General features: G+C 68.2%; 23 protein-coding genes. All 23 read right to left on the bottom strand.

Annotated elements, in window-relative coordinates; genetic code table 11:
• Positions 1-12: 12 nt before the first annotated feature.
• The 23 genes from gpJ to ACXN5S_RS12485 all read right to left on the bottom strand — a co-directional run bounded on the left by gpJ (position 13) and on the right by ACXN5S_RS12485 (position 20,053).
• Entirely contained in the window at positions 13-2,631 is a 2,619-nt protein-coding gene (gpJ, locus tag ACXN5S_RS12595; protein ID WP_458605784.1) for a TipJ family phage tail tip protein, read from the bottom strand.
• A gap of 2 nt (positions 2,632-2,633) precedes the next feature.
• On the bottom strand, positions 2,634-3,044 hold the full coding sequence (locus ACXN5S_RS12590; protein WP_458605783.1) for a C40 family peptidase: 411 nt from the start codon (positions 3,042-3,044) through the stop codon (positions 2,634-2,636).
• Complete coding sequence (locus tag ACXN5S_RS12585) at positions 3,044-3,565, bottom strand: hypothetical protein (RefSeq protein WP_458605782.1); 522 nt, start codon at positions 3,563-3,565, stop codon at positions 3,044-3,046. The genes ACXN5S_RS12590 and ACXN5S_RS12585 overlap by 1 nt, the downstream gene beginning before the upstream one ends.
• Positions 3,562-3,984, bottom strand: coding sequence for a hypothetical protein (locus ACXN5S_RS12580; RefSeq protein ID WP_458605781.1), 423 nt, complete (start codon positions 3,982-3,984; stop codon positions 3,562-3,564). The genes ACXN5S_RS12585 and ACXN5S_RS12580 overlap by 4 nt, the downstream gene beginning before the upstream one ends.
• Entirely contained in the window at positions 3,981-6,695 is a 2,715-nt protein-coding gene (locus ACXN5S_RS12575) for a phage tail length tape measure family protein (RefSeq protein WP_458605780.1), read from the bottom strand. The genes ACXN5S_RS12580 and ACXN5S_RS12575 overlap by 4 nt, the downstream gene beginning before the upstream one ends.
• Complete coding sequence (locus ACXN5S_RS12570) at positions 6,692-7,042, bottom strand: DUF1799 domain-containing protein (RefSeq protein ID WP_458605779.1); 351 nt, start codon at positions 7,040-7,042, stop codon at positions 6,692-6,694. The genes ACXN5S_RS12575 and ACXN5S_RS12570 overlap by 4 nt, the downstream gene beginning before the upstream one ends.
• A 35-nt stretch (positions 7,043-7,077) precedes the next feature.
• Positions 7,078-7,410, bottom strand: a complete 333-nt coding sequence (locus ACXN5S_RS12565; RefSeq protein ID WP_458605778.1) for a hypothetical protein — start codon at positions 7,408-7,410, stop codon at positions 7,078-7,080.
• A gap of 10 nt (positions 7,411-7,420) precedes the next feature.
• On the bottom strand, positions 7,421-8,353 hold the full coding sequence (locus tag ACXN5S_RS12560; protein WP_458605777.1) for a phage tail tube protein: 933 nt from the start codon (positions 8,351-8,353) through the stop codon (positions 7,421-7,423).
• Positions 8,354-8,355: 2 nt separating this feature from the next.
• Positions 8,356-8,523 carry a hypothetical protein gene (locus ACXN5S_RS12555; RefSeq protein ID WP_458605776.1) on the bottom strand — a complete coding sequence of 56 codons (168 nt, stop codon included), beginning with the start codon at positions 8,521-8,523 and terminating at the stop codon, positions 8,356-8,358.
• Complete coding sequence (locus ACXN5S_RS12550) at positions 8,520-8,948, bottom strand: phage tail terminator protein (protein ID WP_458605775.1); 429 nt, start codon at positions 8,946-8,948, stop codon at positions 8,520-8,522. The genes ACXN5S_RS12555 and ACXN5S_RS12550 overlap by 4 nt, the downstream gene beginning before the upstream one ends.
• Positions 8,948-9,376 (bottom strand): gp436 family protein, encoded by a 429-nt coding sequence (locus ACXN5S_RS12545; RefSeq protein ID WP_458605774.1) that lies wholly within the window; start codon positions 9,374-9,376, stop codon positions 8,948-8,950. The genes ACXN5S_RS12550 and ACXN5S_RS12545 overlap by 1 nt, the downstream gene beginning before the upstream one ends.
• A 251-nt stretch (positions 9,377-9,627) precedes the next feature.
• Positions 9,628-10,134 carry a hypothetical protein gene (locus ACXN5S_RS12540; RefSeq protein WP_458605773.1) on the bottom strand — a complete coding sequence of 169 codons (507 nt, stop codon included), beginning with the start codon at positions 10,132-10,134 and terminating at the stop codon, positions 9,628-9,630.
• Between the two features lie 15 nt (positions 10,135-10,149).
• Positions 10,150-11,046 carry a Mu-like prophage major head subunit gpT family protein gene (locus ACXN5S_RS12535; RefSeq protein WP_458605772.1) on the bottom strand — a complete coding sequence of 299 codons (897 nt, stop codon included), beginning with the start codon at positions 11,044-11,046 and terminating at the stop codon, positions 10,150-10,152.
• 11 nt (positions 11,047-11,057) lie between these two features.
• Entirely contained in the window at positions 11,058-11,522 is a 465-nt protein-coding gene (locus tag ACXN5S_RS12530; protein WP_458605771.1) for a hypothetical protein, read from the bottom strand.
• A complete protein-coding gene (locus ACXN5S_RS12525) occupies positions 11,522-12,577 on the bottom strand; it encodes a phage protease (RefSeq protein ID WP_458605770.1) in 1,056 nt (351 codons plus the stop codon). The genes ACXN5S_RS12530 and ACXN5S_RS12525 overlap by 1 nt, the downstream gene beginning before the upstream one ends.
• A 118-nt stretch (positions 12,578-12,695) precedes the next feature.
• The gene (locus tag ACXN5S_RS12520; RefSeq protein WP_458605769.1) at positions 12,696-14,240 is read right to left on the bottom strand and encodes a putative bifunctional diguanylate cyclase/phosphodiesterase; all 1,545 of its coding nucleotides are present in this window, start codon (positions 14,238-14,240) and stop codon (positions 12,696-12,698) included.
• A gap of 144 nt (positions 14,241-14,384) precedes the next feature.
• Positions 14,385-14,879 carry a phage virion morphogenesis protein gene (locus ACXN5S_RS12515; RefSeq protein ID WP_458605768.1) on the bottom strand — a complete coding sequence of 165 codons (495 nt, stop codon included), beginning with the start codon at positions 14,877-14,879 and terminating at the stop codon, positions 14,385-14,387.
• Positions 14,879-15,667: a phage head morphogenesis protein gene (locus tag ACXN5S_RS12510; RefSeq protein WP_458605767.1), complete on the bottom strand. Its 789-nt coding sequence runs from the start codon at positions 15,665-15,667 to the stop codon at positions 14,879-14,881. Before ACXN5S_RS12510 ends, ACXN5S_RS12515 begins: the two co-directional genes overlap by 1 nt.
• On the bottom strand, positions 15,660-17,300 hold the full coding sequence (locus ACXN5S_RS12505; RefSeq protein WP_458605766.1) for a DUF935 domain-containing protein: 1,641 nt from the start codon (positions 17,298-17,300) through the stop codon (positions 15,660-15,662). The genes ACXN5S_RS12510 and ACXN5S_RS12505 overlap by 8 nt, the downstream gene beginning before the upstream one ends.
• Positions 17,300-17,491: a hypothetical protein gene (locus ACXN5S_RS12500; protein ID WP_458605765.1), complete on the bottom strand. Its 192-nt coding sequence runs from the start codon at positions 17,489-17,491 to the stop codon at positions 17,300-17,302. Before ACXN5S_RS12500 ends, ACXN5S_RS12505 begins: the two co-directional genes overlap by 1 nt.
• A complete protein-coding gene (locus tag ACXN5S_RS12495) occupies positions 17,491-19,158 on the bottom strand; it encodes a terminase large subunit domain-containing protein (protein WP_458605764.1) in 1,668 nt (555 codons plus the stop codon). Before ACXN5S_RS12495 ends, ACXN5S_RS12500 begins: the two co-directional genes overlap by 1 nt.
• Positions 19,155-19,457 (bottom strand): DUF6527 family protein, encoded by a 303-nt coding sequence (locus ACXN5S_RS12490; RefSeq protein ID WP_458605763.1) that lies wholly within the window; start codon positions 19,455-19,457, stop codon positions 19,155-19,157. Before ACXN5S_RS12490 ends, ACXN5S_RS12495 begins: the two co-directional genes overlap by 4 nt.
• A complete protein-coding gene (locus tag ACXN5S_RS12485) occupies positions 19,454-20,053 on the bottom strand; it encodes a phage protein Gp27 family protein (protein WP_458605762.1) in 600 nt (199 codons plus the stop codon). The genes ACXN5S_RS12490 and ACXN5S_RS12485 overlap by 4 nt, the downstream gene beginning before the upstream one ends.
• Positions 20,054-20,056: the final 3 nt, after the last annotated feature.

Below are 20,056 nucleotides of genomic sequence, written 5' to 3'. Positions count from 1 at the left end.
AACGTCGTGGACTTAGGGCGGCGTCGGGGCCGGCACGGTGACCGTGCGGATTGAGGTGTAGGCGCCATCCTCCGCCCCGCTCAGTGCCCTGGCGCGGATCTCCACCTCGTCGCCGGCATCGTAGCCGATGATCGTCGTGCCGCCCTCGGCTGCGGGCACCGTCTTCGTCAGCCAGGCGAGGTTGCCCGAGAGCCGGTGATCGATCTCGAAGGTGGTCACCAGCGCCGGCGTCCCCTTCCCAGGCGCCACCAGCACCTCGATCTCGGTCGGATAAGCCGCCAGCCGCAGGATGCGCGGCGCCGTGGGCGTCCCGGTATCGATGTCGAGGATCTCGCCGACACGGCCGTCCCAGGCCGGCGGCTCCTCGGCATCGGTCAGTGTGTCGATCTCGGGCGCATCGGCCAGCATGGTCAGCCGCGCCGCCATGCCCTCGGCCGGCTCGATGCCGCTGACGCGCACGGGCAGGCTCTCCTGCCCCATCACCCCGAAATGCACCAGGTGCCCCACGGGCGGAACGTCCGCCTCGTCCTCCAGCTCGATGACCTGGCTCACGCCCGCCCTGGTCACAACGCCGGCGACGATCGAGGTGCCGACCGGGTCTGACGTCGGCCAGGTGCGGAAGCGCAGCCCATAGCTGATGCCCGCCTCCATCTCGATCTCCTCGTCGAGCGTGGCGAAGGTGCCGGCGACGGAGCGGACACGGGCGGCGACTTGCGTCTCCTCGAGCACGTCTTGCGAGAGCATGACGAGGTCGCCGCGCGTGGCCACGCGGGCCGCGCCATCCTGCGTCGCCTCGAAGAGGTCGGGGCGATGGATCAGCTCGTACATGCGCCGGCGCGCCTCGATCCAGACCTCGTCGGGATTGGTCTTGCCGGGCAGATCGAGCGCCTCGGTGAGGGTCGGCTCGCCAGAGAAGCCCGGCCAGGGCACGATGCGCTCGGCCTGCTGCCAGTTGTTGGTCTCGTCGAAAAAGCGGACCCGGAAGCCTTCAGGCGGATCGAGATACTGGCGGCGCCAGCGGAAGTTGCCCGAGTTGCGCGGCGAGACGTGGTCGACCACGAGGCTCTGCGGCCGATCGACGACCACGGTCCAGCGCAGCCCATCGTGGCGGGGGGAGGCTCGGCCGGCCCCGCAGATGGCCCGCAGCTGGCGGGCGAGCGGCTCGGACTGGTCATGCACGGCGTTGTACTTGAGGCCCTTCGTCTCGCAGTAATTGAACCAGTCGGAAATGGCATCCATGTCGATGCCGCTCTCGGCCACCGGGAAGGGGTTCTGCGGCCCCATCAGGGCGGTGAGGAAGGCGCTGGCCGGGTTGCGGGTGAGCGCCGTCGTCCAGACCCCGCCATCGCGCACCATGCCCTTGCGCTGCACGATGGCGTTCAAGTTCTCAAGCGTGCCGTTGAGCTGGTAGGTCGCCCGCACCCGCACGGCCACCAGGGCCAGCCCCTTCTGCAGGGCGATCGGGTATTCGGGGCGGATCGACTGAAGAGCCGCGAGCACGGCACGATCGGAGACTTGCGTGTCGGTGCGCTCGTCGGTCATGCGCGTCACCTCCACCTCCCAGCGGCCGCGGCTCGGCGGCTCCCAGGTATAGGCGCGCACGAAGGCCTCGCGCTGGCGGGCGGAGATGTTGAGCGTGGTGACAGTCGTCCAGGTTGTCGTGCCGAAGGGGCGCTGGCGGATGCGCGTGTTGACGGCCAGCGAGACGATGTCGCCGTCGTCATTCACCCGAAAGAGGCCCGAGGGGAAGCCGATCAGCGCCGTGATTTTGGCAGTGTCGGCCGAGGTGACGCGCACAATCGGCGTCTCGATCGACGCCCCCTCTTCGACCTCGCCGAAATCATCGCGCGGCAGAGGCCGCACCAGCTCGACCGAGGCCGCCTCCTCGATCACCTGGTAGGGATAGAGGCTCACCGGTTCGTCGCCATCGGCACCGCTGCGCGTCTCGACCTCGACCTCGTCGAACTCGGAGATCGGCGTCTCGCCGATGCGGATGTCGGAGATGTCCAGCTCGCCGTAGCCGAAGGTGAAGAGGGCGCGGATGTAGCGCTCGTCGCCGACGATCTCGGTCCAGCTGCGCGCGGCGAAGGGCGGCGCGTAGCGCATGCGGCCGAGCACCAGCGGCACCGGCGCGCCGGGGCGGGTCTCGTTGCGCCAGCCGGCGAGCCCGTAGACCTGGCGGCCCCGGCCGGGCGCCTGCTCCGGCTCGGGCGGCGGCACCAGGGCGTTGACCAGGAGCCCGCCCGCCACGTTGATGCCAGCCGCGATGCCGGCCGCGAGCAGCGTCTGGCCGAGGCCGGCCGTCGGGATAAGCGAGGCGGCCCAGTACTGACCGAGCGAGACGGCTGCGATGGAGACGACGGCGAGCAGGACGGGGCGGAGGTTGTCCCCCGCCGGCACCGCCCGGATGACGATCGTGGTGCCGTCCTTCGGGCGCAGGCCCGCCCAGTGCGCCTGGGAGACGACGGCCGCCCCGCGGGCATTGACCAGCGTCACGCGCAGCGCCGCCGGATCGGCGCCAGGGCAAAGCTCGGCGACGATCGAGGCCACGGTGGCGCCGGGCGGCACCTCGATGGCCTGGCGGCCGGCGCCGGGATCGAAGAGCGGAGCGGAGAGGGCCTTTGCAGGCATGTTCAAACCCCCATTGAAGGGTGCCGGAAAGCCCCGGTGAAGCGTGGCGCCCAGCGGGGGCCGGTCGGGTCCACGATCTTGCTGCAGTCGGTCGAGGTCGCATGCAGCATGGCGCGGGGCGTCACGCAGATGCCGACATGGCTGTCGAAGTGGCTGCGGCGGAAGAGCAGGAGGTCGAAGGGCTGCGGATCGGCCACGGGCAGCCAGTCTTCGCGGCCGGCGCTGATCAGGCGATCGAGTTCGACCAGTTCATGCGGACTGACGTAGTCGCCGGCGTAGCTCGGCAGCTCGATGCCCAGCTCGAGCCCGTAGACCAGCCCCGCGAGGCCCCAGCAATCGACGCCGGCGGCGGTGCGGCCGCGCTCGAGCCACGGCAGGCCGACATAGGCCGAGGCGTTGGTGAAGGCGCGCATCAGAAAAGCCCCGGAAAGCGGTCGCGGGTGAAGCGATCCATGGGCACGTTCTCCTCCTCGATCGGGCGGCGGGACAGCTCGAGGCGGGTCTGGCTCGCATCGCCGCCGGCGGTGACCAGCTGCAGGCCGGTGTATTCGACCTCGACCACGTCGGGCGATGAGGCGAGCACCACCGCCACGCTGACGCTGGCCGGCGAGGTGAGGCCGCGCAGGATCTTCGGCAGGCCGGCGACCAGGTTGTCGATGACGAGTGTGGAGGCCGCTGGCACGTCCTCCTGGTCGCCCGGCAGCTCCACCGCGATCGGCAGGAAGAGGTAGGGCTCGTTGGCCGGATCGGCATCGCCCCAGCTCGACCTCGTGCCATAGCGGAGCGGCTCGGCCGAGAGGCGCGAGGTCGGATCGGTGGAGATCCGCAAGGGCGCGTCTAGGCTCGCATGCTCGATCTTGAAGAGCGCGATTTCCACCTCGGTCGCCGAGACCTCCTCGGCCGAGAGGCGGGCGGTGAGCGAGATCTGCCTCATGGCATCACCGACACCGAGAAGGCGACTTTGAACTGGTTTGCCACGGCGCTGCGCACCGGCGTCTCCGAGCCGAAGAGGCAGAGCCAAGTCGCTGCCAGAAGGATCGGCCGCCCGTCCCCGGCCAAGATCATCTGGCCGTCATCGGTGAGGAGCGGCCAGCCATCCGTCGCCGGGTCGGGCATGGTGAAAGGCTGGCTGCCGAAGAGGCAGGTGTCGCGCCAGAAGAGATCGAAGAGATGCAGCTCGCGGCGCGAGACGTCGATCGTCATGCGGCTCTGCAGAGCAGCTGCGCTGAAGCGGCGGCGGTAGCCGGGCGGGCCGGTGTCGGCGGGGCGGCGCAGGCGCGGATCGTCGCTGCGCAGATCGTAGCCATCGCGCAGGGGACGGGGCAGCTCGGAGGGCCAGCTCGGGACGCTCATCTCAGCGGCCCCGGCGGATCGATGCCGAACCGGCGCAGGACGCGCCGCCCGCCGCCGCCGGGCGTCGTCAGTCCCTCGCCCACGGCATCGGCGAGGATGAGGCGGGTGCGGCGCTGACCGGAGGGAGTGACCTCCTCGCGCTCCTCCCTCGTCACCCCCATGCTGGTGTGATCTTCGACCACCACGAGCGGCCCGCCGAAGCCGTCCGATGCCGGGCCGCCGCCCACCTGGCCGCCGGCGGCGAAGCGGCCCATCGCGGCGCCGGCATTGATGGCCTCCAGGAGCGGCAGGTTGCGCCGCGTGGCGCGGGCATTGACCACGAACTCCCCCGCAGAGGCCCAAACGGGCACCTTGTCAGCGGTGCCGTGCCCCTGCCCCCAGATCGGCCCACCCTCGGCACGGCGGAGAGCGGCAGCGATGCCTGGATCGGCGAGCGGTGCGCCGACAGAACCCGGCGCGGCGCCAGGCAGGATAGATGGCAGCAGGGCGCCGAGGAGCTGGTCGACCCAGCCGCTGCCGTTGGACGTGCCAAAGGTTCCGGCGAGCGGGCCCTCACCCAGGAGCGCCGCCTGCCAGACCGCGTCCTCGAGCACCTTTAGAAGGTTCAGCCCCGAGCGGGCGAGCCCGTCGAGGAAGTTCTCCCCCTGCTGGGGCCGCAGCTGGCTCACGAAATCCGCCGCGCTCTCACGCAGGAAGCTGAAGGTCTCCTGGGCGCGCTCCAGCGCGTAATTGCCGATGATCAGCTCCTGCACCTGGGCGCGCTGCTCGCGCGTCGCCTCCGAGAGGGCCTCGCGGTTGCGGAGCATCTCCTTCTGCACCGGGTCCAGCTCGCGCAGGATCGCTCGCTCATCCGTCAGCCGCTCGATCAGCTCCTGGGCCGCGTCGGTCTCCTCGGCCGCCGACGCCGCACCGCCGCCGCCGGCGGCGGCCGAGCCGACATCGATGCGGGAGGCGGCGAAGGGCGACACGGTGCCATATTCGAAGCCAAAGTTGCTCTCGCGGGCGGCGAGGCCGGCGTCATAGCGCGGATCGCGCGGATCGTAGATGACCTCGCCATTGCGATCGCGCCCAGGCAGCCGGGCGCCGGCATTCGCGAGCGCCTGGGCGGCCGAGAGGGCGATGCCGAGATTGCGCGCCAGCTGCGCCGCCTGGTTGGAGCCGGCGGCGATGGTCGAGGCGATGTCGGTCGACGCGAGGCCCTGGGCGGCGAGGGTCGACTGGACAATCTGGTCGACCAGCTCTGCCGCGTAGTTCTTCGCTTCGTACTCAGCGCGAACAGTCGCCTCGACGGCCGCTGCCCGCGCGCGCATCGCCTGGACGGAATTCGCGCCGTAGCGGGCGATGGCCTGGGTGACGTTCGCTTCGAGCTGGTTCTGCGCGACGATCTTCTCGCCCTCGGCCGCGCGGAGCTGGGCTTGCACCCGCGCCGCCGCCTCGGCCTGCGCCACCTCGCGCATGAGCCGGGCGCGGGCCTCGTTGCGGAAGGCATCGGCGCGGGCCTTCAGCTCGGCTTGCGGCCGCCAGAGCGCGCCCTGTGCCCGCTCGCGCTCGGCCGCCGCCTGGCGCGCCGCCTCGGCCGCCTCACGCTCGGCCTCCACCATGGTGCGGGCAGCCTGGACGCGGGCCTCGTTGCGGGCGATGTCGGAGGCGAGCGCCCAGTCGGGCCCTTCAGCCGCGCGCGTCTGGGCGTCATCCTCGGCGAGGATCTCGCGCAGCTTCGCCGCCTGCTCCTCCAGGATGGAGATCCGCGCCTGCTCGGTCGCGTTGATCTGGCCCGAATAGGCCGCCGCCGACCGATAGGCCTCGATCAGCCGCATGAAGGCCGCGTATTGGTCCTCGACCGAGCCGGTGCGCGCCGCGTCAAGGTTGCGCAGGCCGAGGTAGACGTCCGAGACCAGCCTCTCCTCGTCGCCGCGATCGATCCGCGAGCCCATGCCGAACATGTCTCGGAAGTTCGCGCTGTCGCGGGAGGTGATGCTGGTCGGGCTGCGCAGGTCGTAGATGCTGGTGATCTCGGCGATCACATCGCGCGCGGCCGCCACGCCTGCCCGGCGCCGATCCTCTGCCAGCCGCGCCGCCTGGGCCGCCGCCTCCTCGGCGAAGCGCCCTTCCTCCACCCGCCATTCGGCGGTGGAGCGGCGGGCGCGCTCGGAGGCCTCGACATATTCATCGACGCGGTCGTTCAGTGCTTCCAGCGTGTCATCGAGCGAGCGCGCCCCGCCCATGGAGCTGGTCAGCCACTGGATCATGGCGGCGCCGGCGGCGATCGACCCGATCGTGATCAGGTTGACCGGCGAGAGCATCGTCATGAAGGCAGCGCCGAGCGAGCGCACGGCACCGCCCGCACCCATCGGGCCGATCACCTGGGTGATCTGGGTGCCCTGCTGGACGGCGAGCTGCAGCGGGTTTTGCCCCGCCGCCAGCATGACGCCGATGTCGTTGAACTGGGCGCCGAGGTTGGCGACCGACCCGGCGGAGAGCTGCGTGGCAGCGTCCAGCTGGCGCGCCTGGCCGGCAGCGGTCGCCGAGGCTTGCCCGCGGGCACGGGTGCGCGCTGTCAGCGCCTCCTCGGCGCCGGCGGTGCTGCGCGACGACCGCCCCTGCTCATCGGTCGCCCGGCCGAGGTTGCGGACCTCGTCGCTCGTCCGGCGCACCTCGGCACGGGCGCCAGCGCCATCGACTTCGACCCGACCTGAGACAACGAATGTCACGTCTCCGCTCCCTCATTCAGGGCCCTTGTCGCCCCGGCTTCCACCAGCTGCAGCGCCGCCCAGAGATCGGGCGTCACGGCGATTGCGGCGGCGTCCAGGCCGTCCCTCGCCGCCGCATAATCGAGGCCGATCCAGAGCCGCCCGCCCATGCCTTCAGTCACCCGCCATTGATTGCAGACCCTGAGGAAGGCGCTGACGGCCTCGGCATTCTCCGGCCAGACACCCTCGCCCGCCTCCTCCTCGTCTTCGGCCATCGCCGCCAGCTCCGGCGGCAGCTCGAGGCCCATCTCGACGGCGTCGTCCAGGAAGGCGCTGAGGCCGGAGCTTTCGCCCGGCGGGGCAGCCATGAGCGTGCCGCGCGCCCAGGCCGCCCCGGCCCATCTCAGTTTCCCGCAGCGGCCTTCGAGACGGCTGCCACGTAGCCGGCGATGATGGCGGCGCGCGCATAGGTCTTGGAGAAGACCTGCTCCATCACCTCGGGGGTGCAGTCGAGCTTTTGGCCGTCCTCGCCCGCCAGATCGTCCAGCGAGACCGTGACAGCGCGCGCCATCTCGCTGTCGCCGTTGGCCGGGTTGTCGGCGTAGATCTGGGATAGTTCGGCGTCGGGCACGTAGCGGTAGCGCACCATCATCGTCTGGCTCTCATGGCCACCGTCCACTGGCACCTTCACGGTGACCTTGTGGGTGAACTGCGGCTCCTTCACGATCTTGAACATATTTGCCTCCTCAGGTGAGCGTCAGCGTCCACTGGTCGTTGCCGGCATCGAAGATCGGGACGCCCGAAAGCGGCCACTCGACGATGCCCTGGTTCTCGGTCGGCGCGCCCGGGCGCTGCATCTGCAACTGCGGCACGACGATCGTGGCGATGCGACCGGCCGCGGTGCCGTGGACGAGCTGCAGCTCGACCAGCGTCTCGCCGGTGGCGAGCGCATAGGGGTTGAAGGTGCTGAGCGGCACGGCCTCGACCACCGCAGAGATGGTCTCCTTGCGGTCGGTGATCTGGATGCTCTCGCCGCCGACCAGGAAGCGCGGCGCGACGGTGCAGCCGAGATCTAGCTCGAAGCTGCGCAGGACCATGTCGACCTCGTCGATCGTCGCCGTCGGCGTGTTGGCCGAGGTCGCGACCAGCGGCTTCTTGAAGGCGCTGAAATCGGGGGTGGCGAAGGCGGTGTCGGTTGGCTGCGACCAGAGCCCTGTAAACTCGAATTCCAGGTAGGGGATGGCCGAGGCGCCAATCGTGATCTTGGCCGTCCCGCGCGAGCCGCGCAGCTTGTGGAGCTGGCCGTCGAGGTTGAAGTAATGGCTCGCGCTCTCGAAGGAGCCCGAGACCGGGTTGTAGACGACCGACGTGTCGGCCGTGATCGTCTCGGCGCAGCCGCAGGCGCGCAGGAGCGGCCCCCATCCGGGGGCGACGCCGGCAGCGCCGGAGGGCTCCAGCTCGACCTTGAAGGTAATCTTGGCGTGGAGATCCGCAGGGATCGTTTCCTGCCCGCCGAGGAAGGGCGTCTCCAGCGGCCGCTCGACGTCCTGGCCTTCCATCGGCATGAGGCGGAAGTCATATGCCTGGATGGCGTTGAGGGCGCCGGTCGGCGTGGCGTCGGTGCCATAGGTGGCCTCGATTTTCGAGAGTAGCAGCTTCTTGCGCCAGAGCTTGGCCATCCTCAGCCCTCCTTCTTCTCATCGGCCGAGGCGGGCGCCGCCGCCTGGTCGGGTTTCTTCTGGGCGGGTTCAGTGCGGGCGACGAGCGCCGCCTTGCCGCCCTCGACGCGGTAAGAGCCGCCCTCGGTGGGCAGCGTCCGGCGCGCCGGCTTCTTCGGGGTCTTGGTCATGTGTCGATCCTCAGCTGATCCGTGATGGCCATCTCGATCTGGTAGGTGACGATGCCGTTCTGGACGGCGACGATGGCGGCGCGCCGAAGCGCGAAGACGCCGACGGTGTCATCAGGCGCCCAGCCGGCCAGGGCGGCGATGACCTGGTCGCGAAAACCGCCGAGATCCTCGAGCGCCGTGGCGGCGGTGGGATCGGTGATGCGGAACACCAGCAGCACCCCAATGACCTCCTCGGTCGCCTGGGTGTATGAACCGGCGGCCGACTGGACACCGGCGCCTCTCAAGCCCAACGGCAGCAGGATCGCCGCCGGCGTTTGCTGTGGCAGCGTATTCTGGCTGACCAGTGCCGCCAGCGTGCCCGCCGTCCCGATCGAGTGCAGGCCGGTGACCTCGGCCTGCAGACGCGCCTTGACCTCGGGCAGCATCAGATGAAGCCCTTCATCTTGGCTTCCGTCATCGGCCGCTCGCGATCGGTCAGGCGGGCGCCGGACTGGCCGGAGGTCTCGGGCTCGACGCCCTCCACATCGAGGCGGATGCGGCCGGCTGCGATGGCCTCGAGGCCCTTTATGGCCATCTTGTAATCGTCGGCGATCTTGGGGTTCGGCTCATAGATATGGAGCTTGTAGATCGCGATCTCGCCCGCGAGCGTCGCCACCAGTGCCGGCACATTGACGAGCGGCAGCTTGTAGCGGCCCTTCAGATACCCATCGATCAGGGCATCGGTGTCCTCGATCGCCTGGCCGATGACAGCGGCGTCTGGCGCGCCGGCAGGCGGGGTCGCACGATCGGCAAGCTGCAGAATTAGCTGCGCGCCGAAGCGGTCTTCCAGATCCTGAAGGCTCGTATAGGCCATGCGCCGGCATCATCCGTGAAAGGCCCGTTCAAAGGGCGTTGAAGAGAGATGCCGGCGGCGGCGCACCGCCGCACGGCAGACCGGGCGTCCCCGGCAAAACGGCCCCCCCGAGGGAAAGCGGGGGCCGGAAGGCTACTCGGCCTGGGCCCGGCCTTTCCGCAATCCCATGTCCCGCATCAGATCCAGCACCGTCCGTCGGGAGAGGTTGGACCAGTGCGGGTGGGACCGGCGGAAGGCGGAGGGCGACATGGTCACTCGCCGGGGGCGGCCGGGCGGACGAGCGCCACGAGCTTCGGCTCGGTCAGGATCGCGTCGAGATCGCCATGGCCGAGGTCGGCGACGCGGATCACCACGGGCGTCCGCCCAAACAGGCGCCCAGCACGGCGGAAGCCCTTCTCGGGGCCGACCACCTGGACCACCATCGAGGTCTCGTCAGCCGGCGTATCTGCTGACTTCGAAGCCGCGGCACGAGCGGCAGCCTCACGATCGGCAGCCGCCTTGGCCGCCACGGCCGTCGGCGCCTCGCCCTGGGGCGGGGGCGCGATCAACTGCTCGGCATCGGTCGCGTCCGACGTGTCGGCGGAGCCCGTGGGGCCGGGAGACGGCGGGCTCGGCGGCGCCGCCTGGCCCGGCTTGGTCGAGGCCGGACTGCTGTCAGCGCCGGTCGCCGGCGTCGTGCCATCAGCCGGCTTGGCCCCGCCCTGGGTGGTCGCCGGCTTCTTGTCGTCAGCCGGCTTCGTGTTGGTCGATTTCGCCATGGATCAGGTCTCCTTTCAGGCGAGCCAGGGAACGACGAGAAGCTCGGCCGTGCCCTTCCACTCGTTGGTCTCGCCACCGGCGGCCATCTCGTTGTTGAGGATCTTCATGGCCGCGCTCTCCTGCGAGGGCGGGACGACCAGGAGCGTCGGCCGGATGCCAAGCGGCGCGCCGTAATCGCCCTTGAAGCTGCCCATCGCGGCGCGGGCGGCGGCGTAGTTCGCGGCGGTCAGCGGCTGCTTCGAGCCATAGGCCATCTGCCAGAAGCCGTAGCCGACATTGCAGCGCCCGTCGGAGCCATAGAAGAATTGCTTCCGGCTGAAGACGTTCGGGTCGGTGGGCCGGTCCAGCGCCACCAGGTCGAAGGGCTGGCGGTTCTGGAAGATGATCGGCTTCAGCACCCGATTGGCGTCGATCAGGAACCAGGGGGCGCCGGAGCCGCCGCCGGTGTTGCTGACCGAGACGGCGACGCCATTCTCGTCCAGCACCGGATGGTCGCTGTCGAAGAAGTACTGGCCGTCATAGCAGAGGTTGGTGAAGCCGGCTTTCAGCGCCTCGACGAAGACGAGCTTGCTGGGCAGGTTCGCGGCCGCCTCGCCCAGGCCCTCGAACATCGGCCCATAGATGCCGAGTTCGTCGTCGAGGATCGAGTTGCGGTCGACGGCGACGGTGTCCTCGAAGTCGCGGTTGACGATCGTGTAGCCGTGCTCGGCGAGATTGCGGATGATGCGCTCGCCGATCCATTCCCGCATCTGCGGGAACTTGCCGAGCCAGCCGTAGGTGTTGGAGCCGGTCGAGGACGGCACCTCGGTGGCGATGCGCTTCCACTGATCCTCGGCGCGGCCGAGGCCGTTCTTGAAGCTGGCTTTGAAGCCGGTGCGGAGCGCGTCCAGGGCGGTCGCTGTGATAAGCATGGTTGGCCTCCTCAGGCGCTGGCGGTGGCGAGCGCTTCGTCGGCCACCATGGCCGCGCGCGTCAGCGCCTCGTCGAAGCGGACCCAAACGCCGGCGGCGCTCACGTCCTGGATGATGCCGGCGGGCGAGCGCGTACCCGTGCCGTCCGTCTTGGCGACCGTCTCGTCATCGACGATCCAGGCCACCTCGCCGATGTCAGCGATGGTGATGGCGTCACCCGAGGCGGAATTGTCGAAGAGGAAGACACCTTCCTCGAAATCGACGGCGAGATCGCCGGCGCTGCCGCCGCTATTGTCGGCGGTCTTGCTGATCCGGCCGACGCCGACGGAGCCGGTCGCGGTGGCACCGGGCAGCAGGTAGCCGGCGGCGTTGCGCATGAGCAGCGCACCGGCAAAGGCGAGGGCGCTGGCGGCAAGGGCGCCGTTGCGGATGCCGGCCATCTTCGCCGGCGTGTCGCGAGGGGTTGTGCGGGCCATCAGAGGACCTCCTTCTGCTCGTCAGCGAGGGCCTTTGCGAAGGCCTCGGTGGACATGCCCATCGCCTTGGCCGCAGCCTCCTGCTCGGCGTTGAGCTGGATCTCGCCCTCCTTCGGGGGCGTGACGATCCGGGGGTTGGCGCCGGGGGTGAGGATCGGCAGGCCTTCGACCAGCTCCTTGCCGGCGGCCGGGTCGCTCATGCAGAGCTCCACGTAGCGCTCACGAAGCGGCTTGAGGCCGACACGGCCCTTGGCGATCTCGGCGTCGACGAAGGCCTCGGCATTGCCGCGCTTGCCGTCGGCCTGCAGCTGGTTGAGCTGCGTCGCCATGGTGGTGATCTCCGCCTGCAGCGCCGCGATCTCGGCCGGCGCGGCGGCGCTCTTGGCCGCCGCCAGGATGTCGCCGCCGTCGGCCACGCCGAGCGCCTTGGCGATCTCGCCCAGCTGCGACTGCAGCTCGGTTTCCGCCGCAGGCTCGGCCGGCTTGGCGAACGCCTTTTCCGCAGCGGCGGTGATGTCTGCTTCGGTGGCGTCATCCGGCTGGCCAAGAAGCTCGGCCATGGTTTGCAGGAAGCCCATCGGCTCCTCCTCTTGTTCGAAGTTGAGAGCGGCCAGACCTTGCAGGTTCGGCCGATTGACGAGGGAGGCGCGCAGGATCGACACGATCCGCTTGCTGCCCTTGGCGGCCAGCCCGATCACCGGGCTGAGCATGCGATAGGAGCGCGAGGCGACCATCTGGCGGCCTTCGTCGGTCCATTCGACCCGGCCCCAGATGCCGTCGTCGCGCGCCTGCAGCTCCTTGATCCAACCGCGGGCGGGCGCTTCACCGCCCAGGGGCGCGGCAAGGTCGGTGGAGTGATTGACGTCGATGACCATGCCGCGCGGGCTGGCCATGCTGGCATCGACGATGGCTTGCAGGTCTTTGGCCTCGTAGGGCCCACGCGCGTCGAACGACTTGATCTGGCCATTCTCGCCAGCCGGCAGCAGATGCACCCAATCCGGCGCGTCGCCGGCGGGCAGATCGAAGCAGAGGGCTGTCGAGATGAGCTTGTTCATGCTGCAGACCATCGCCGAGCGGCGAAGGTCGAAACACCCACACCGGGGTGAGGGGCTTGATCGCAAAGGCAGGCAGGTGACCGTGGCAGGCCAACCAAAGTGGGTCAAGTAGGGCCTGTTACAGCCCCTTTAGCGGAGAACAAGCGATGCCATCTCTTGCGATTATCGCGGCATCATCGGCGGTCAGAGGTTGCGAAAACAAGTAGCCCTGACCGAGATCGCAGCCTCGGGCGCTCAGCCAGCTAGCTTGGGTCGTGTCTTCAATTCCTTCCGCGACGACGGTCAGGCCAAGGTTATGCCCGAGGTCTATGACAGCGGAGACGATGATATTGGTGTCCGTAGGCGAAAACGACGGGGCGAGAAAGCTCCGATCAATCTTGATCTTGTCGAGGGTGAGATTGTGAAGGTGGCGCAGGCCGGAATAACCGATACCGAAGTCATCCAGAGCCACACGAATGCCTGCCGCCTTCAGCCCTTTTATAACGTGCTGAGCTTGACCGAAGTCCTGTACGATTGAGGTCTCCGTGACCTCCAGCTCGAGCCGCTCAGGCGAAAAGTCCGTCTCACTCAACACGTGAAGCGTCTTTCTGACCAGATCTTTGTCAGCGAACTGGGCAGGCGATAGGTTCACCGAGATGGCGATCGCCTTATCCCATCCTCGTGCGGCGAGACATGCGCCCCTCAGCATCGCGAGGTAGAGCTGGTCCGCCATTCCGATATCCTCGGCCATGGTGGCGAAATCCTTTGCCTCGATGAGACCCCGCTGCGGGTGGTTCCATCGAGCGAGGACCTCAAACTGCAAAATGCGATTGGTCGCTAGCTCTAGGATAGGCTGAAAAAATGGGACGATCTCGCCGGTACCGTCGGAGAGAGCCACCTTCAGATCGCGCTCCAAAGCCTGTCGCTCTGCGATAGAATCTGCCAGCGTCTCATCGAAAACGGCGTATCGGTTCTTTCCCGCTGACTTTGCTTGATACAATGCGTGGTCGGCGTGCTTCGTGAGCACGTCTTCATCACTGCCGTCTGACGGGTACCGCGCCGCGCCGATGCTACAGGTTATTCCGACGTGGTACTGGCCGAATTGCATCGGCTGGCTGATCGCCGTGACCAACCGATCCAATATCCCGAAGAGAGCGTCATCCTTGTCGTTTCTGATGCTGAGGACCGCGAACTCGTCTCCGCCTAGGCGTGCGACCAGGTCACCATCCCGGACGTTTCTCCGGATCCGCGCTGCGACAGTGCGCAGCAACTCGTCGCCAGCCGCATGGCCGTAAAAATCGTTTATCGACTTGAAGCGATCCAAGTCGATCACCATCAAATTGAGCTCTTTGTTGAGGTCAGCTGCCGCGGAAAGCCTGTTCCGAAACTCGGCAAGGAACATGCGGCGGTTTGCCATGCCAGTCAGTGGGTCGAAGTTCGCAAGGATCGAGGCTTCATCTTCCGCCTCGCGCCGCATTGCGACCTCCCTTGCCAGCCGTCGTGAGCGGGCCGCCAAAATGATAGCCAGCGCTGGTACGGCAACGATGAAGAGGTTGAACAGCTCGTCGAGTTCAAGGTGCTCGTAGTGCCGAGACTCTTCATAGAGCAGGTCAAAAAAATCGATGTAGTGCAGGAAAACAAAGGCTAACGTGGCCAGCACCACGATGATCACATTGAACCGCACAGCCTTTTCCTCTTCGACCTAGGTCACCACCATTGCCGCACTGCCCGTGAACCACACAGCGCCTCCTTCCGTCACGTCTGGTTTATTGTCGAAAGATGGCCGGTTTGGGGCACCGGCCGACAACTCCAGAAGGACCGACACCGATTATCCTGCGTCGTCCGCTCCAGACTCGAGCCACTCCTCGATGAGCGCGACCATCGCGGTCTCGTCGTCGTCGGAGACGCCGATGAAGGGCCTGGCCGGAATGTTGCCCCAGGGGATCGGAGCGCCGCGACTGGTCTGGCCGAAGGCCCCCTTCTCGGCGCCGAACTGCATGATCGCCGCCTGGATCGCATTGGAACCCCATTCGACGAAGTCGGGGCCGCTGTCGTGGAAGAGGCCCCGGCGGAACATGCCCGATTGCCAGAGCGGCGAGCGCGAGACCTTCGGCGGGGTCGATTTGGCGTAGCGGTCGAGGGTGGTCTGCGCGAGCGTCGCGAAGGGGTTGCCGTCCACATCGACGCCGTTCTCGATGCGATCGCGCGCCGAGCCGGCGAGGTAGTCGCCGAGCTGGTTCATGACCGGGCTCTGGTCGGTCAGCCCGTCGTCCAGCGCATTCAGCGCCGCGAGCAGGTCGGCATCGTCGATCTCCAGCCGCATCAGGCAGCCCGGCCGATCTCTTCAGCGATGGCGGCCAGCAGCGCCTCGCCGATCGGCTTCGGCACCCGCGCCTTCACGGCAGCGGCGATGCGGTTCACGTCATCGGCCACATCGGCGCCGGGCGCATAGGCCCAGCCCTTGCCGACGCCCGCCGGCGCCCCGGTGCGCGGATCGATCTTGTTCCAGTCCTCGGGAAGTGTCTTGGTAAGATCGCCGCCCTGGATAACGGCGGACGCCAGGCTCATCGCCCCGCGCACCTCGCAGCCGCAGCCCCAGCCGTTGGGCGGGAAGTGGGTGGTCCAGAAGGGGTGGCCGGCCGGCAGCACCAGTCCGTCCCAGGAAAGGTGATCGAGGCGCGGCTCCACCGCCCCCGAGTGGCGGTACACCCAGAACTTGAAGCCGCCGGCCTTCAGCTGCGCAAAGCGGCCGGCCTGGTAGGAGGTGCGGATGTTGGTGCGATAGATGGTCCGCATCCGCCATTCCTCGCCGGCAGCCGTCCCTTCGCCCGTCCAGCCGTGCCAGCCGTTGTCCTCGACGATGCGGCGGAAATCCCTCTTGAACGTGTCGAAGGTCGTGCCCTGGGCGACCGCCTTCTCGATCGCCTCGGCGAGATCCGCCAAGAGGTCGGCCTTCGTGGCGCCGGCGACGGCGAAGGCGCGCTGGTGCTGCTCCTGCCACAGATCGTCCCAGGCGGCGGTGGGCACCAGATTGGCGGTGCGGAGCTTGAGCGCGATCAGCTGCTCGAGGAACGGTCGGCCGAAGATCCCGCCGAAGGCCGTCTCAGGCATCTTGCCCCTCCTCGTCTACCGCCACCCGGCCGGCCACGCTTGCCGCCATCATGGCCCGGCCGAGCACTTCGGCCAGGTCGGAATTGTCGATCGTGCCGAAGCCCGCATTCACCATCGCCATCAGCTCATCGAAGTCCGTCGCCTTGGCGACCATCGCCTCGATCTGCGCCAGCATCATCTCCATCGCCGGCCGAGCCTCTACCGCGAGTTGATCGGCCTGAGAGGCCACGGGGCTCAGAGGCGCTGTAAGGCCCGCTGAGGCGCCTTCTGCCTGGAGCGCCCCCGGTGTGCCCTCGGACCCGACCTGCTGTTTAATCGGCCCGGAAAACCGTTTAATTGGCGAAGTCGGTTTGACAGGGACCGCGGGCGGCGTGGTTCGGCGCACGGCAGGGTGCAAAAGGTCGTCTTTTTCGCCCGGATCGGGCAGGCCGAGCTTGTCACGCAGGTCCGAGGCCGAGACCCTGAAGCCGAGCGGTACCAGCCGGGCGACCGAGCGGGTGAGCAGGTCGAGATCCTCCGCCTCCGGCCGGGCGATGACGATCCGAGGGTAGCGCTTCTGCGGCCCATGCTCCAGCTGGACCCACGGGATGACCAGGTCGCGGTTGAGCGCGGCGGCGAGCGCCTTGGCATCGGCCCGCTCGATGTCCTCCTGCACCTGCCGATGCTCCTGCCCCACGGCATGGCCGCCGGCGATCGCATCGGTCGTGGCGGTCTGGCCGAGGACGGCCTTGGAGATCTGCTGATCAAGCCAATCCGCTCGCTCCTTGTAGAGCGCGGTGCTGGAGCCGACGTTGCTCGCCTCGACGAAGTCGATCGCCATGCTCTCGGGAATGATCGCCGCGCAATCGCCGGCGATGTTGGCCACGGCATTGAAGAGCGTATCCTTGTCGCTCTCGGAGGCGCCCGGCCCGAATTTGCCGACGCGAACGGGCTGGCCGTAGGTCTGGGTGAAGATGGCCCAGTCGCGCTGGGTGTAGGCCTTGAACATCCAGCCCCAGCTCGCAACGCGCGCCAGGCCGCTCCGCAGCGGCAGACCGGACTTCGCCTGAATGCGCGGCACGATGAACTTCCAGGGCTGCAGATCCTGCTCCTGCCCGTCATCGCCGATCATCACCGGCGTCACCAGATCGTCGCGGGAGAAGCGGAACCAGCGGGGGTCGCGGAATTCGAGCCGCTGGGGGCGCCACTGGCCCTCGGACACCTCCCAGATGATCTCGGTGAAGGAGAAGCCCTTGCCGATGGCATCGAGCACGTCGAAGAGTTCGAGGGTCAGCTCGTCGCGCTTCAGCCAATCGCGCACCATGTCGGCCAGCATCACGTCATGGGACGCGTCGCTCGCCGCCTCAACGGTGATCTCGATCTGGCTGACGGAGCGCTTCCTTGTGCCTAGCACGCCCAGGTAATGCGGGTCACGCTCCTCAATGACCTCTGCGAGCTCGAGATACTGGAGCGGGTCGCCCTGGTCGGCCGCGCGCAGGATCGAGGCAAGGCGCACCGGATCGAGCCCGTTCGCAGGGGTGCCGGCGATCGGCGAGCGGGCACTGCCGACGCGGGCGGCGGAGATCTCTTCGGACAGAACGGCGCGCTTCACGGGGCGGCCGAGGTGGTCAAGGAGTTGGGGTGTGCGGGCCATCAGGTTCTCCTCGTCATTCGTTCAGCCGCCACCGCGAACATCTGGCCTCGGACCTGATGCGAGATGGCGACCACTGTCGGGCCGGCGTCGCATAGGTAAGAAATCTCGCCGTCGGCGATGGCATGGCGCGCCTGCCCGCAGCGCAGGCACCACCCGGTGATCGGGTCGAAGCTGTGCTTCGTGTCGGCCATCAGATCGTCCCCCTGATCCGGGTGCCGAGCGGCGAGGCCATCGGGCTCCGGCGGCGCCTGTCGTCGTCATGGTGCCGCTGCATCTGCATACGGCCCGGCTCGGGCTCGCGGGTCACCGCCGGGCGGTAGCCGTACTCGCTCCAGCGCATGCGCGAGGCGTAGTGCGCGAGCGCCAGGGCGATCGCATAATCGCCGTGGCGGCGCTGGCCCTTCTCGCCCTCGCGAGTTTTAGGCAGCATCGGAATGCCGCGGATCACCTTCACCAGGCGGAGATCGCCGAGGTGGGCATCGTCGGGCGCGATGGCGATCGCGTTGTCCTCGAAGGCTGTCTTCAGCGGCGGCATGTTCACCCGGTACCAGTCTTGGGAAAACTTGATCGCCATCACCAGGCCCGAGCTGTCCTCGGTCTCGCGCAGGCCAAAAAGGCGGCCCATGTCCTCGGCCACGGTCCAGCCCATGCCGGTGGCATCGAAGGCCGCGCCAACAAGCCGGGCGCGCACATGACCGAGAATCGCTTTGACGATTGCCTTCTGCTCATCGCCGGGGACGCCGCGCAGCTCGAAGGAGAGCGCCTCGCGGCGTTTCAGCATCCGTTCAATGGCCAGCAAAGAGCCCGTTGAAAGGTCCGCCACGCGGCCGAAGTCGAAGCCGAAAGCGAAGTGAGGGTCGAGGTCGAGCGTCTCCAGCGCCGCCTCCAGCTCCTCCATGAAAGGCCGCACGAGCGAACGCCGCTCCAGCTCTGGCCGCTGCAGGAAGTCGGGTGGCAGGTCGAGACGCAGCACCGGCGCGTCGGCCGTCATGCGCGCTTCGATCAGCGGCGCCGCCAGCCAGGTACCGGAGCCCTGGCTCGGAATGCAGAAGAGTTCCTCGTCGGCGCCGTCGGCATAGAAGTCGATGATGTCCTGCCGCCAGGCGGCCTCGCCCTCGGCCGTCCATTCCCGGCCCGAGACGAGGCAAATGCGCTCATAGAGCCCCTCGCGCAGCGCCCGATCGAAGTCGATACGAAGGTGGGCGTATGGCAGCCGGCCCCCGAGGATGTCTTGGACCGTGGCATTGAAGGCGTTGTCCACGCCGTCATGCGTCGAGCAGACCACCACCTGGCCGCCCCACATGAGAAACGCCAGAGCGGCTTTCAGGAGCTCGGCCAGCGCATCGACGAAGGCGGCCTCGTCGATGATGACGACGCCCTGCTTGCCGCGCAGTCCGCGCGGAGCCGAGGAGAGCGCCATGATCTCGAAGCCGCTCGCGAAGCCGATGCGGAAGGCCTTGATGGACTTCTCGCCCTCGGCATCGCTGTCATCGAACAGCGTCTCGTCGACGGCGTAAGCGGCCGTGTTGAAGGCGCGCGCCCACATGGCGCAGGCGTCGATGAACTCCCGCGTCATCTCCTGGCTGTAGGAGATGTACATGACGTCCATGCCGCCGGCTTTGCGCTGCCGGCCGGCGCGCAGGACGGCATAGGCGGCCAGCCCCCAAGTCAGGCCGATCCGGCGGCTCTTCTCGACGAAGAGCACCTGGGTGGAGGCGCTGTCGAGCAGACCGACCGTCTTCTGCTGATAGGGCAGCAGCACCTTCGGCAGGCCGACCTCCTCGACGAGGCCGGGGATGACCTCGGTCGCCTCGCGCCTCTGGCGCTCCCATTCCGCTTTGCTGATCGGGGCGCTCATGCCTCACCCACCTCGCGCCAGTAGCCATTGCGCAGGTGCCCGTGCCAGTGACCCACCTGGTGGACGGAGGGCTCCAGTCCGGCCTCGGAGCGAGAGCCGTTCCAGGTCCAGCTGGCGCGCGTCCCTTCGGGCTTGAAGCCTTCTCCGATCAGGAGCGAGTTCCTGGTGCCACAGCCGCAGGGACAGAAGTAGGCCAGCTCGAAGAGGCCCGCCGCCTGGCGAGGGGTGATGCGGATGCTGCCGGGCGTCTTGTGCTGCTCGAAGCTCTCGACGCTGGAGAAGTGGATGGCGCGGATCATGCCCCCACCCCCAGGATCTCCGCCCTGATGGCCTCGGCCGCCTCGGCCGAGAGCCCCTTGGCCTTGGCGACGGTATCGACCGCATCGCCGACCCGTCTGTCGAATTCGGCGTTCACCTTCTGGCGGCGATCGGTGGAAATGCTCTGCGCCTGGGCCGCCTGCCGGAAGGCGGAGGCCAACTGCATGACGTCCTTCGTCTCCAGCCCCTCCTCGCCTTCAGAGAGCATATGCAGGACGAGGCTCTTGATCGTCTCGGCCGTCATGATGGTCAGATCATCGGCATCGCTGGCATCGAACGTGCCGCTAAGGCTGCGCACGATCTCTCGGGTCTGGTCGAGGCGACGCGACAGCCGCGCCAGCCGCATCGAGTGGCGGTTGAATGAGCTGAAGGCCGGGATGTCGAACTCAAGCTCGCCCCGGTGCTCGGCCATCAGGGCCTCGCAGCGCTCCACGAACTCGGCATATATCTCGGTCTGGGTCCGGTCGCGGCCGGACAGCTCGGCCGCGGCCCAGGAGAGTATGCCGTCACATTCGTCCGGCAGCCGGTCGAACGAGGAGAGCCTCCCCCGACCGCGGCTGCGCCCGCCCTTTGCCATGGC

Source organism: Pseudoroseicyclus sp. H15, from assembly GCF_054353345.1.
The sequence above is the reverse complement of the archived record's forward strand: the minus strand, read 5'-3'. Positions and strand labels throughout refer to the sequence as shown.

What these genes read in the sequence shown, in the direction of transcription:
- ACXN5S_RS12530 (WP_458605771.1), bottom strand. Translation starts at nt 11,522, where the DNA reads ATGGCCCGCACAACCCCTCGCGACACGCCGGCGAAGATGGCCGGCATC.
- ACXN5S_RS12590 (WP_458605783.1), bottom strand. Translation starts at nt 3,044, where the DNA reads ATGCGCGCCTTCACCAACGCCTCGGCCTATGTCGGCCTGCCGTGGCTC.
- ACXN5S_RS12550 (WP_458605775.1), bottom strand. Translation starts at nt 8,948, where the DNA reads ATGCTGCCCGAGGTCAAGGCGCGTCTGCAGGCCGAGGTCACCGGCCTG.
- ACXN5S_RS12560 (WP_458605777.1), bottom strand. Translation starts at nt 8,353, where the DNA reads ATGGCCAAGCTCTGGCGCAAGAAGCTGCTACTCTCGAAAATCGAGGCC.
- ACXN5S_RS12580 (WP_458605781.1), bottom strand. Translation starts at nt 3,984, where the DNA reads ATGAGCGTCCCGAGCTGGCCCTCCGAGCTGCCCCGTCCCCTGCGCGAT.
- ACXN5S_RS12585 (WP_458605782.1), bottom strand. Translation starts at nt 3,565, where the DNA reads ATGAGGCAGATCTCGCTCACCGCCCGCCTCTCGGCCGAGGAGGTCTCG.
- ACXN5S_RS12535 (WP_458605772.1), bottom strand. Translation starts at nt 11,046, where the DNA reads ATGCTTATCACAGCGACCGCCCTGGACGCGCTCCGCACCGGCTTCAAA.
- ACXN5S_RS12510 (WP_458605767.1), bottom strand. Translation starts at nt 15,667, where the DNA reads ATGCCTGAGACGGCCTTCGGCGGGATCTTCGGCCGACCGTTCCTCGAG.
- ACXN5S_RS12565 (WP_458605778.1), bottom strand. Translation starts at nt 7,410, where the DNA reads ATGTTCAAGATCGTGAAGGAGCCGCAGTTCACCCACAAGGTCACCGTG.
- gpJ (WP_458605784.1), bottom strand. Translation starts at nt 2,631, where the DNA reads ATGCCTGCAAAGGCCCTCTCCGCTCCGCTCTTCGATCCCGGCGCCGGC.
- ACXN5S_RS12540 (WP_458605773.1), bottom strand. Translation starts at nt 10,134, where the DNA reads ATGGCGAAATCGACCAACACGAAGCCGGCTGACGACAAGAAGCCGGCG.
- ACXN5S_RS12570 (WP_458605779.1), bottom strand. Translation starts at nt 7,042, where the DNA reads ATGGCTGCCCCGCCGGGCGAAAGCTCCGGCCTCAGCGCCTTCCTGGAC.
- ACXN5S_RS12505 (WP_458605766.1), bottom strand. Translation starts at nt 17,300, where the DNA reads ATGGCCCGCACACCCCAACTCCTTGACCACCTCGGCCGCCCCGTGAAG.
- ACXN5S_RS12515 (WP_458605768.1), bottom strand. Translation starts at nt 14,879, where the DNA reads ATGCGGCTGGAGATCGACGATGCCGACCTGCTCGCGGCGCTGAATGCG.
- ACXN5S_RS12485 (WP_458605762.1), bottom strand. Translation starts at nt 20,053, where the DNA reads ATGGCAAAGGGCGGGCGCAGCCGCGGTCGGGGGAGGCTCTCCTCGTTC.
- ACXN5S_RS12495 (WP_458605764.1), bottom strand. Translation starts at nt 19,158, where the DNA reads ATGAGCGCCCCGATCAGCAAAGCGGAATGGGAGCGCCAGAGGCGCGAG.
- ACXN5S_RS12525 (WP_458605770.1), bottom strand. Translation starts at nt 12,577, where the DNA reads ATGAACAAGCTCATCTCGACAGCCCTCTGCTTCGATCTGCCCGCCGGC.
- ACXN5S_RS12490 (WP_458605763.1), bottom strand. Translation starts at nt 19,457, where the DNA reads ATGATCCGCGCCATCCACTTCTCCAGCGTCGAGAGCTTCGAGCAGCAC.
- ACXN5S_RS12555 (WP_458605776.1), bottom strand. Translation starts at nt 8,523, where the DNA reads ATGACCAAGACCCCGAAGAAGCCGGCGCGCCGGACGCTGCCCACCGAG.
- ACXN5S_RS12500 (WP_458605765.1), bottom strand. Translation starts at nt 17,491, where the DNA reads ATGGCCGACACGAAGCACAGCTTCGACCCGATCACCGGGTGGTGCCTG.
- ACXN5S_RS12545 (WP_458605774.1), bottom strand. Translation starts at nt 9,376, where the DNA reads ATGGCCTATACGAGCCTTCAGGATCTGGAAGACCGCTTCGGCGCGCAG.